Source organism: Leifsonia sp. 71-9, from assembly GCF_001898805.1.
Lineage (GTDB): Bacteria > Actinomycetota > Actinomycetes > Actinomycetales > Microbacteriaceae > Leifsonia.
This window is the reverse complement of sequence record NZ_MKVJ01000021.1, coordinates 400,706-411,321: the sequence shown is the minus strand read 5'-3', so window position 1 is coordinate 411,321 and position 10,616 is coordinate 400,706. Positions and strand designations below refer to the sequence as shown.

The window sequence follows — 10,616 nt, the reverse complement described above, 5'->3', positions numbered from 1 at the left end:
CGCCGATAGCATGGCCGGAGAGTTGCGACCCGCGAGAGGAACACGAATGACCACCTGGGGAATCCTCGGCACCGGCGGCATCGCCGCCTCCATGACCTCCGACCTGAAGCTCCACGGCCACGAGGTCGTCGCCGTCGGCTCGCGCACGTCGGCGTCCGCCGCGCGCTTCGCCGCCGCGCACGGCATCCCGCGCTCGCACGGGAGCTATGAGGACCTGGTCGCCGATCCCCAGGTCGACGTCGTCTACGTCGCGACCCCGCACCCGCAGCACGCGCCGAACGCCCTCCTCGCGCTCGAGGCCGGCAAGCACGTGCTCGTCGAGAAGCCCTTCACGATGGACCGTGCCGAGGCGGAGGCGATCGCCGAGGCGGCGCGCACCCGCGGGCTCGTCGCACTGGAGGCCATGTGGACGCGCTGGCTCCCGCACATCCAGCGGATGCACGAGGTGATCGCGGACGGCACGATCGGCGAGGTGCGCGCGGTCATCGCCCACCACTCGCAGAAGGCCAGTGCCGACCCTGCCGGCCGCATGCTGAACCCCGCACTCGGCGGCGGCGCGCTGCTCGACCTCGGCATCTACCCGGTCTCGTTCGCGTGGGATGTTCTGGGCGGCCCCTCAGGCGTGCAGGCGATCTCCACGCCGACCGCGACCGGCGTGGACCGGCAGACGGCCATCCTGTTCTCGTACGAGAACGGGTCGCAGGCCGTGCTCACCACCGAGCTGGATGCGCGCGGCAGCAACAACGCCACCGTCATCGGGACCGACGGCCGGATCGAGCTCGACCCCTTCTTCTACTCCCCGACCTCCTTCCGGGTGCTCGACCCCGAGGACAACGTCGTCGAGCGGTTCGAGGCGACCGTCACCGGGCGCGGGATGCAGTACCAGGCGCAGGCGATCGAGCGGCTCATCGCGGCCGGGGGCGGCGAGGACCCGCGTCTGCCGCTCTCGCAGTCGGTCGAGATCATGGGCAGCATGGACGCGATCCGGGAGCGCATCGGGCTGCGGTACGCGTAGCGGGTCCCGGCTCCCCGGGTCCTGCATCCAGAGGTCGCAACACGCCGTGTCCGCACCCCGCCGGACGGCATGTCGTGACCGATGGATGCGGGAGCGATCGGTCATTCGCTTCGGCGGCCGGCCGTGCCAGGATGCTGCCGTGCCTCATCTGGTCTTCACGAGCGCGAGCGATTGGCTCGCCGCGGTCGAGCACCGCGTGACGGATCCCGACATCGCGGACGCGCTCCGCAGCCGGGACCTGGAGGCCGGAACCGTGCTCGCGGTCGCGCGCGCCGAAGCCGAGAACGCCGGCCCGACCGGGCGCGTCACCCTCGGCGCGGAGGAGCTCGCGCGATCCGCCGGCGTGACGCCCAAGGATGCCAAGCGGGGCCGCATCGCCCTCATCACCATGGGCGCCCAGGTCTTCGTCTCCGCGCCACGGGCGACGGGCCGTCCCTCACGCCAGCTGCAGCTCCCGGTCCGGCGGTAAGCCGGGAACCCTCAGCGCGGCCCCCACCACCTCCACAACCACCACCTCCACCTCCACCACCACCACCTCTGGTGGTCGCAACACGCCGCGCGCACGATCGCGCTCACGGCGTGTCTCGACCACCCGATGACGCGCCCTTCCGCTCGCGCCGTCCCCGGCGTTAGAGTGCGGCCAGGGCTGTCCGCGCCCGCCGGGAGGAGCTTCGTCGTGACCGATCTCTCGGGCCGCAGGGCCCTCGTCACCGGCGGTGCCAGCGGCATCGGCCTGGCCTGCGCGGAGGCGTTCGCCGCGGCGGGAGCCCGCGTCACCATCGCCGATCTGAACGGGGAGGCCGCCCGCTCGGTCGCCGAGCGCATCGGCGGCGACGCGTGGGAGGTCGACCTCTCGCAGACGCAGGCGCTGGGCGACCTCCACCCCGACGTCGACATCCTCGTCAACAACGCGGGCATCCAGCACGTGCGGCCGATCGAGGAGTTCGAGCCGGAGAAGTTCCGCCTGCTGCTGACGATCATGCTGGAGGCGCCGTTCCTGCTCGTGCGCGCGGCGCTGCCGGGGATGTACGAGCGCGGCTTCGGGCGTGTGATCAACATCTCGAGCGTGCACGGCCTCCGCGCCTCCGAGTACAAGTCGGCCTACGTCGCCGCGAAGCACGGTCTGGAGGGCCTCTCGAAGGTGACGGCGCTGGAGGGCGGACCGCACGGCGTCACCTCCAACTGCATCAACCCGGGCTACGTGCGCACGCCGCTGGTCGAGAAGCAGATCGCCGATCAGGCGCGCCTGCACGGCATCCCGGAGGCGGAGGTCGTCGAAAAGGTCATGCTGACCGAGTCGGCGATCAAGCAGCTGGTCGAGCCGACGGAGGTCGCGAGCCTGGCGCTGTGGCTGGCCGGCGAGGACTCCCGGATGGTCACCGGCGCCAGCTACACGATGGACGGCGGATGGAGCGCCCGGTGAACGGGTACCGCACGTTCTCGGCGCCGGTCGGGGGCGGCGAGCTGGCGGGCGGCGTGTGGAACCCGGAGGCCGACGACCATGCGTCGACGCTGGTCGGCATCCACGGCATCACCGCCAGCCATCGCGCCTGGGAGCTCGTCGCCGCGGCGCTGCCGGGCACCCGGCTGATCGCCCCCGACCTGCGCGGGCGCGGCCGCAGCTCCGACCTCCCGGGGCCGTACGAGCTCACGGCTCACGCCGACGACGTCGCCCGCGTGCTGGATGCGCTCGGCGTCGACCGCGTTCCCGTCGCCGGCCACTCCATGGGGGCGTTCGTCGCCGTGCGGTTCGCCGAGCGGCACCCCGACCGCATCGAGCGGCTCGTCCTGATCGACGGCGGCCTGCCTCTCGCGCCGCCCGCGGGCATCGCGCCGGAGGACCTGCCCGCGATCGTGCTCGGCCCGGCGCTGCAGCGGCTCCGGATGCGGTTCGCCTCGACGGATGAGTACCGCGCATTCTGGCGCGCCCATCCCGCGATCGGCCCGTGGTGGAACGACGCCATCGAGCGCTACGTCGACTACGACCTGACCGGGGAGCCTCCCGCGCTTCGGTCGAGCGCGAGCGAGAACGCCGTCGCGGTGAACGCCCTCGAGATGGACGGCGGCGCCGGATACGCGGAGGCGCTGGCCTGCCTGAGCCTGCCGATCTCGTTCATCCGCGCCCCGCGCGGCCTGCTCGACGCCGACCCGCTCTACGATCCGGCGGTCGTCGCGGAGTGGTCAGGGAGGCTCCCGCAGCTGCGCGTGCACGAGGCCGTCGACGTCAACCACTACACGATCGTCATGACCGAGGCGGGGGTGCGCCAGGTGCTCCCCCTGCTCGCCCCGGCCCCCTGACCGCCCGCCCCTCCCACACCCGAACCGAGGAGACCCCATGACCGGAACCCTGCTCGCGGGCATCGCCGCCCGCCGCGTCCCCACCGACCGCCTCTCCGCCAACGTGCTCGAACGCCCCTCGTCGGGCGAGCCGGTGGCGACCGTGCTGTTCGTGCACGGCAACGTCTCGTCGTCGCTCTTCTGGCAGCCGCTGATGCTCGCCCTCCCGCACGGCGTGCGCGCCCTGGCGGTCGATCTGCGCGGCTTCGGCGACTCCGAGACCCTCCCGGTGAATGCGACGCGGGGCGTGCGCGACTACTCCGACGACGTCGCGGCGGTCGCCGACGCGCTCGCCCTCGGCCCGGTGCACCTGGTGGGCTGGAGCATGGGCGGCGGGGTCGCCATGCAGCTGCTGCTCGACCGCCCCGACCTCGTGCGCAGCCTCACCCTCGTCTCCACCGTCTCCCCCTACGGCTTCGGCGGGACCGGCGCCGACGGCAGCCTGCTCAACGCCGACGCATCGGGCACGGGAGGCGGCGGCGCGAACCCCGACTTCGTCGCACGGCTCGCCGCGGGCGACACCGGCGAGGAGGCCCCGACCTCCCCGCGCGCCGTCTACCGCTCGTCATATGTGGCGCCCGGCTTCGAGTCCGACCTCGAGGACCTCTGGGTGGAGTCGATGCTCAGCACCGCCACCGGCGAGGACAACTACCCCGGCGACGCCACCGGGTCGGAGAACTGGCCGGGCTTCGCTCCCGGAACCCGCGGCGTGCTGAACACCATGGCGCCCACGCACTTCGACACCTCCGGGATCGTCGACCTGCCCCAGAAGCCTCCGGTGCTGTGGATCCACGGCGCGCTCGACGCGATCGTCGGCGACGCCTCCTTCTTCGACCTCAACCAGCTCGGCGTCGCCGGCATCATCCCCGGGTGGCCCGGGGAGGCGGTGGCGCCGCCGCAGCCGATGCTCGCGCAGATTCGCGCCGTGCTCGACCGCTACGCGGCGAACGGAGGCAGCGCCCGCGAGGTCGTCTTCGACGACTGCGGCCACTCCCCGCACATCGAGAAGCCGGAGGAATTCCTGGCCGAGCTGCTCGCCCACCTGGGCTGAAGCGCCCGCGAGGGGTGAGTTGTTGCGGGTATGCAGTGCCTCTTACCCGCAACTACTCACCCCTCGACGGCTGCTGGGGAGGGCGCGGCACCAGCAGCGGGCGCGGCCAGCATCCCGCGGGCGAGGCCCAGCATCCCCTCGGCCGCGTGGGCGAGCAGCGGGTAGCGGTCGCCGGCGGCGCCCCAGCGCACGAGGCCCTGCGCGTTGAGGCCATCGATCGAACCGAGCAGCTGCCACGCGACCGCCGCGGGGTCGGCGACGGCGAAGGCTCCGGAGTCGACGCCCTCCGCCACGACCTCCTGGATGAGGGTCTGCCAGGCGTCCATCTGCTCGCGCACCGTCTCGGCCAGCCGTTCGCTGCGGCGGCCGAGCGCGAACGCCTCGACCCAGACCGTGGTCACGTCGTCGCGGGAGCCGTCGAGCAGCGTCCGCAGCAGGGCGGCCATCCGTGCGATCGGGCCGCGCTCGACGGCGACCAGGGCGCGCACCTCGGCCACCTCCGGGGCGACGGCGGCGGCGAAGGTCGCGGCGACCAGCTCATCCATCACCGGGTGGTAGTGGGCCACGAGCGCGGGCGTGACGCCGGCGCGGGAGGCGACGCCGCGCATGGTGACCGCGGCGAGTCCGTCCGCGAGCGCCAGTTCGCGCGCCGCCTCCGCGATCTCGGCGCGGCGCTCGGCGGGCGGCTTGCGGGGTGCTCTTGACATGGTGGGTTCAGTATAGGTACTTTCAGGACATCTATTGATCATCTGATCAACACGATCGCCGACGACCCATGGAGGTTCGCATGAGCTGGCGCATGCCCGCCGAGACCGCCCCGCACGAGCGCACCTGGATGGCCTTCCCGCGCGCCGGCATCACCCTCGGCGACGACGCCGCTTCGGCCGAGGAGGCCTACGCCGCCTGGACCGCCGTCGCACACGCGACCGCCGAGTTCGAGCCGGTCACGATGGTCGTCGACCCGAGCGAGCGCGAGCGCGCGGCGCGCACGCTCGGCTCGCACATCGAGCAGGTGGAGGCGCCGCTCGACGAGTTCTGGATGCGCGACTTCGGCCCGACCTTCGTCGTCGACGACGAGCGCCCCGGCGTGCTGGGCGCGGTCGACTGGGTCTTCAACGGCTGGGGCGACCCGGAGTGGTCGGAGTGGGAGAAGTCGGCCGAGATCGCACGCTTCGTCGCCGAGCGCACCGGCGCCGAGCTCGTCAGCTCACTGCTGGTGAACGAGGGCGGCGGCATCCACGTCGACGGCGACGGGACCGTGCTGGTCACCGAGACAGTGCAGCTGGACCCGCGCCGCAACAAGTACGCCGACAAGACCCGCGTGGAGGCCGAGCTCGCCCGCACGATCGGCGCGACCCACGTGGTCTGGCTCCCCCGCGGACTCACCCGCGACTACGACGACTTCGGGACGAACGGCCACGTTGACATCGTGGCGACCATCCCCTCCCCCGGCCGCCTGCTGCTGCACACGCAGCGCGACCCCGAGCACCCGGACTTCGCCGTCTCGCGCGAGCTGCGCGCCGCGCTGGCCGACACCACCGACGCCGCCGGCCGCGCCTGGGACATCGTGGAGCTCGCCGCCCCGGCGACCCTGCGCGACGAGGAGGGCTTCGTCGACTGGAGCTACGTCAACCACCTCGTCGTCAACGGCGGCGTCGTCGCGTGCGGCTTCGGCGAGGAGCGCGCCGATGCGGAGGCGACCGAGATCCTCGAGGCCGCCTACCCCGGCCGGCGCGTGACGATGGTCGACTCGCGGCCGATCTTCGAGCGCGGCGGCGGCATCCACTGCATCACGCAGCAGCAGCCCGCACTGCCCGGAGCCGCGAGCGGCGTTGCAGCGACCGGCGCTGCGGAGACCGGCCGATGAGCATCGACGTCGTCGAGGCGAGCATCGCCCGGCTGCGGGAGGCGCTCGAGCGCGGCGAGACCACCTCCGTCGAACTCGTGGAGGCGTACCTCGCCCGCATGGACGCCTATGACACCGCCGGCCCACGGCTCAACGCGGTGGTCGTGCGCGACCCCGACGCCGTCGCGGCGGCCCGCGCGTCGGACGAGCGTCGCGCCCGCGGCGAGACGCTGGGCCCGCTCGACGGCATCCCGTACACCGCCAAGGACAGTTACCTCGCGCGCGGCCTGACCGCCGCCGCCGGTTCGCCCGCCTTCGAGCGGCTCGTCGCCCAGCGCGACGCGTTCACGATCGAGCGGCTGCGCGCCGGCGGAGCCGTGCTGCTCGGCCTGACCAACATGCCGCCGATGGCGAACGGCGGGATGCAGCGCGGCGTCTACGGCCGGGCCGAGAGTCCCTACAACGCCGACTTCCTCCCCGCCGCGTTCGGCTCCGGCTCGTCCAACGGGTCGGGCGCCGCGACCGCCGCCAGCTTCGCCGCCTTCGGCCTCGGGGAGGAGACGTGGTCGTCCGGCCGCGCCCCCGCCTCCAACAACGCGCTCTGCGCCTACACCCCGTCCCGCGGCGTCATCTCGGTGCGCGGCAACTGGCCGCTCGTGCCGACGATGGATGTCGTCGTGCCGCACACCCGCAGCATGGCGGACCTGCTCGAGGTGCTCGACGTGATCGTCGCCGACGACACCGAGACGCGCGGCGACTTCTGGCGTGTGCAGCCGTGGGTCGCCATCCCGCCGGCGTCGGAGCTGCGCCCTGCGTCGTATCCCGCGCTCGCCTCCGACGCCTCGCTCGCGGGCACGCGGCTCGGCGTCCCGCGCATGTACATCGACGCCGACCCCGACGCCGGCACCGGGACGGGCGGCCCCTCCGGGCACGGCGGCATCGGCGGCGCGACCGGGCAGCCCATCCGCACGCGCCCCTCGGTGCTGGCGCTCTGGGAGGACGCGCGGCGTGCTCTGGAGGCGGCCGGAGCCGAGGTCGTCGAGGTCGACTTCCCCGTCGTCTCCAACTACGAGGGCGACCGCTCCGGCGCGCCCACCGTCTTCACCCGAGGCCTGGTCTCGCCGGACTACCTGCACAGCGAGATCGTCGACCTCTCCGCCTGGGGCTGGGAGGACTTCCTGCAGGCCAACGGCGACCCCTCCCTCCACACGCTCGCCGACGTCGACGGCGCCACGATCTTCCCGCAGCCGGCCGGCGCGCTGCCCGACCGCTACGACGGCTTCGACGACGACATCGCCGAGTACCCCGCCTGGGTGCGCGAGCATCCCGGAGCGACGCTGGAGAGCATCCCGCACCTGGCCGACGGCGTGCGCGGCCTGGAGGAGACCCGCCGCGTCGACCTGGAGCAGTGGATGGACGGCCTCGGCCTCGACGCCGTGATCTTCCCCGCCGTCGCCGACGTCGCCCCCGCCGACATGGACGTGAACCCCGCCTCCGCCGACCTCGGCTGGCGCAACGGCGTCTGGGTCGCCAACGGCAACCTCGTGCCGCGGCACCTCGGCATCCCGACCGTCACCGTGCCCATGGGCACCATGGCCGACATCGGGATGCCCGTCGGGCTCACCTTCGCCGGCCGCGCCTGGGACGACGCCGCACTGCTCGCGCTCGGCGCCGCCTTCGAGGCCGCGCACCCGGCGCGCACGACGCCGCCACGCACCCCCGCCCGCTGAGCGCCCGCTCGCGATTTGTGCCAAATGTGGGCTTTGGCGGCGCCATAGCCCACATTTGGCACAAATCGTGGAGGGGCAACCGCCCGGACGCGGGATCGAGCTGGATACCGGGCGCCGTCTCGCGTTGAGGCGCGCTAAGGCCTCCACTCGTCCGGCGCATATGAGTCGAGCCGACGATCCGGATCGCTTCGCCGTTCCCGCGCCACCCTCCACGGGAGGAACAAGATACGTCCGACGGTTCCTGGAGCGAGTCGGTCACTCACCCAGAACAGCACAGAGAACGTATTCGCGACGACAAGCACCAACAGAGGAACGGATCTCATGATCCGCGCCTGCATATCGAAATCGAGAGCAGTCGCAAGGTGTCGCATGTGATCGCGCCCGTAGTACCAGAAAGTGCTGCCATCCGTTCCGATATCGCCCATCGACCACACATCGGAGGGCACAATGCCCCGAATCCCAGCGGTCGCGGCGCCGACGACGACAGCGGTCGACAGCAGCACCACGAAGCGCACACGCGCCTGCTTAGCCAGCGGCGGCAAGCGTCTGTGGCCGCGGAACGTCACGGCGAGGCAGATCAGGATGGCCGAGATCGTCACCAGAACGGAGAATGAAGTCCAGGCCGTCGGCTCGAGAGCGGTGACGGGCAGATCACCTCTCAGGACGAGCACCACGACGGTGAGGCTCGCCACGGACGACACGCATCCTGCGATCACGGAAGCCTCGTAAATAGCGGCGAATGTCCGACGCTCTCCGTTCACCACAGGACCAGCGTTCAGCAATCTGGCTCGAATCGACATCATCACCACAGCTTGTGTGTCTTCGCACTTCCCCGACCGATTGCGACATGCAACCCGGGTACGAACCTACACGTCTGACCCAAATCTCCTCGTCGTGCATTAACACCAGCGAAGTCGACTCCGACCCTGCCGGGGTGCGACTCGTGAGGGGTCAAGGCCTGGGTCCCGCCCGACCCTTCACGTCTCCCATTTGAGTGGCCCATCTCCCGGTGGGAGTCTCGGCGGCAGCTTGAGGGGATTGGCAACACCGTCAAAATACCCGTGTCGATAAACCAGTCGATCCACGTACGCAGGCGCGATCATGGCCGCGTCCCAGAGGCGCGCGGATATTTCTGATACCACCGCATCCTCCTCGCTTTGAGCTATTCGCGGTCGAAGAACGCCGTCGAGCAGATCATCCCAATCACGCACCGCGAGCGCAGACGCAAACTCCACAGCCATCCGATGCTCTTCGTGGCGCGGTTCGATGATGATCAGCGATTCCATTGACGGATCCACTTGGACAACGAACTCTTCAGCGTCGAATGCTCGCCACACGCGCTCGTTGATTGCATCGAGCCGTCTCGCAAATAGCTCTCTGTCGCCTGTCATCCGGTTGAATCCCCCTCGTCACGTGGCAATTGTTGCTCAGAATGCGCCCGGCTTCGCGACCGTGGACGACGAACCCGGTCGCTTTCGATGACGAACCGCCCTTACCAGCAGCGATTCGATCTCATCGCTCGAAGAAGGAAAACGACGAATCGCTCTGAGGAGCACACCGTTTGCGAGATCATTCGGTCGCTGCCGCGAGCTGCGTCGTGCACCATGCCGGGAAAACGCAGCGCTGACGCGCATGAAGCCTCGTTTCATGTGTTTTCCCGGCGCCGGTTCGCGGTCGCTAGGGGCGCCTTCGACGATTCGGGTTCCCGGCGGCGACCGGAGCTACAACAATCGTGCCGAGGGCGATCCACAGAGCGATCGCACAACCGCCCCATGACGAGGTGCCCGTTTCCGCGCGGCCGATCGTCGCGTCAGTGACGAGAAAGGCGACCCCGATGGCCAGCCCGCAACCGAGGAGGATATTCGTTCTCACAGGCAGACCAGAAAGGTGCCGAGTGACTATACGCTCCAACGAGGTCCGCCCCCACGTCGGACGGAAACGTCGCGATCCCCACACAACGAAAGCGCAGACGAATTGCGCAAGCCCGACAAGGAAGCTCAGCAGCGCGACCATCAGGCCCCACACCGGAGCGCGAAGCGTAACGACGAAAAAGGCGCAGATTCCGATTGTCAAGGCGATCCAGGCGGCCGCGGAGCCGACGATCACGAAACAGCACGAAAGCCTTCTTTGGGCGGAGCTCAGTAGAGGAGCCATGAATAATCCACCCTGCATTGCTCGCCAACTACGCCCACCCCAGCGACGACCCCGCCTTGAAACCCATTTGAAAGCCCTTCGAGGTCAGCCGCGGTTCGCGCGGCCGTCTGAACATCCGTCATTGTTGCCCCATCTCCGAGACCGAGGCCGACAGACCCGCCAAGCATTCGGGCTTCGCAGAACGAACCGTTGAGACCGATTGCGACCTTAGCCGAAGCGCTTCCGCAGTGTCCCTCGCCGGCGGAAGGCTCCTGCCTCTCGTCTTCCGCCTTCCTTGCCGCCTCAAGCCGCATATTTGCGCGTTTCTGCGCTGCCCATGAGCGATACGCTTCTGCACCCCCTGGACGGGGCAGGCCACAGAGGTCAATCGTTGGCAATAGCGGCACACCCTCCCGCGCCCACCTCCCCTTGACGGAGTGCGCGTCACCCTTCGCCTTGGTCGCGTCGTCGTCATAAGATCCGGGCGCTGGATCATACTGAGGT

At 70.5% G+C, this 10,616-nt stretch carries 10 protein-coding genes; 7 read left to right on the top strand and 3 right to left on the bottom strand.

The annotated features are described in order from the left end of the window. Positions 1–46 precede the first annotated feature (46 nt). The 5 genes from BGO91_RS18490 (at position 47) to BGO91_RS18470 (ending at position 4,403) form a co-directional block, all read left to right on the top strand. On the top strand, positions 47–1,015 hold the full coding sequence (locus BGO91_RS18490; protein WP_290474203.1) for a Gfo/Idh/MocA family oxidoreductase: 969 nt from the start codon (positions 47–49) through the stop codon (positions 1,013–1,015). A gap of 139 nt (positions 1,016–1,154) precedes the next feature. After that, positions 1,155–1,484, top strand: coding sequence for a hypothetical protein (locus tag BGO91_RS18485; RefSeq protein ID WP_290474202.1), 330 nt, complete (start codon positions 1,155–1,157; stop codon positions 1,482–1,484). A 207-nt stretch (positions 1,485–1,691) separates the two neighbouring features. Beyond that, positions 1,692–2,438, top strand: coding sequence for a 3-hydroxybutyrate dehydrogenase (locus BGO91_RS18480; RefSeq protein ID WP_290474201.1), 747 nt, complete (start codon positions 1,692–1,694; stop codon positions 2,436–2,438). Further along, positions 2,435–3,313 carry an alpha/beta hydrolase gene (locus BGO91_RS18475; protein ID WP_290474200.1) on the top strand — a complete coding sequence of 293 codons (879 nt, stop codon included), beginning with the start codon at positions 2,435–2,437 and terminating at the stop codon, positions 3,311–3,313. Before BGO91_RS18480 ends, BGO91_RS18475 begins: the two co-directional genes overlap by 4 nt. A 37-nt stretch (positions 3,314–3,350) precedes the next feature. Continuing rightward, complete coding sequence (locus BGO91_RS18470; RefSeq protein WP_290474199.1) at positions 3,351–4,403, top strand: alpha/beta hydrolase; 1,053 nt, start codon at positions 3,351–3,353, stop codon at positions 4,401–4,403. Between the two features lie 56 nt (positions 4,404–4,459). Here BGO91_RS18470 and BGO91_RS18465 read toward each other — a convergent pair whose 3' ends face one another. Further along, complete coding sequence (locus BGO91_RS18465) at positions 4,460–5,110, bottom strand: TetR family transcriptional regulator C-terminal domain-containing protein (RefSeq protein ID WP_290474198.1); 651 nt, start codon at positions 5,108–5,110, stop codon at positions 4,460–4,462. 80 nt (positions 5,111–5,190) lie between these two features. Between BGO91_RS18465 and BGO91_RS18460 the strand changes: the two genes are divergently transcribed. After that, positions 5,191–6,270, top strand: a complete 1,080-nt coding sequence (locus tag BGO91_RS18460) for an agmatine/peptidylarginine deiminase (RefSeq protein WP_290474197.1) — start codon at positions 5,191–5,193, stop codon at positions 6,268–6,270. Next, on the top strand, positions 6,267–7,979 hold the full coding sequence (locus tag BGO91_RS18455; RefSeq protein WP_290474196.1) for an amidase: 1,713 nt from the start codon (positions 6,267–6,269) through the stop codon (positions 7,977–7,979). The genes BGO91_RS18460 and BGO91_RS18455 overlap by 4 nt, the downstream gene beginning before the upstream one ends. Positions 7,980–8,113: 134 nt before the next feature. Here the strand turns inward: BGO91_RS18455 and BGO91_RS18450 are convergent, their stop codons facing one another. Further along, positions 8,114–8,671 (bottom strand): hypothetical protein, encoded by a 558-nt coding sequence (locus BGO91_RS18450; protein WP_290474195.1) that lies wholly within the window; start codon positions 8,669–8,671, stop codon positions 8,114–8,116. 285 nt (positions 8,672–8,956) lie between these two features. Next, a complete protein-coding gene (locus tag BGO91_RS18445; RefSeq protein WP_290474194.1) occupies positions 8,957–9,370 on the bottom strand; it encodes a hypothetical protein in 414 nt (137 codons plus the stop codon). Between the last annotated feature and the right edge of the window lie 1,246 nt (positions 9,371–10,616).

Excerpts from the sequence above, each read along its gene's own strand:
- BGO91_RS18490 (WP_290474203.1), top strand. The coding sequence starts at position 47 with ATGACCACCTGGGGAATCCTCGGCACCGGCGGCATCGCCGCCTCCATG.
- BGO91_RS18470 (WP_290474199.1), top strand. The coding sequence starts at position 3,351 with ATGACCGGAACCCTGCTCGCGGGCATCGCCGCCCGCCGCGTCCCCACC.
- BGO91_RS18465 (WP_290474198.1), bottom strand. The coding sequence starts at position 5,110 with ATGTCAAGAGCACCCCGCAAGCCGCCCGCCGAGCGCCGCGCCGAGATC.
- BGO91_RS18460 (WP_290474197.1), top strand. The coding sequence starts at position 5,191 with ATGAGCTGGCGCATGCCCGCCGAGACCGCCCCGCACGAGCGCACCTGG.
- BGO91_RS18455 (WP_290474196.1), top strand. The coding sequence starts at position 6,267 with ATGAGCATCGACGTCGTCGAGGCGAGCATCGCCCGGCTGCGGGAGGCG.
- BGO91_RS18445 (WP_290474194.1), bottom strand. The coding sequence starts at position 9,370 with ATGACAGGCGACAGAGAGCTATTTGCGAGACGGCTCGATGCAATCAAC.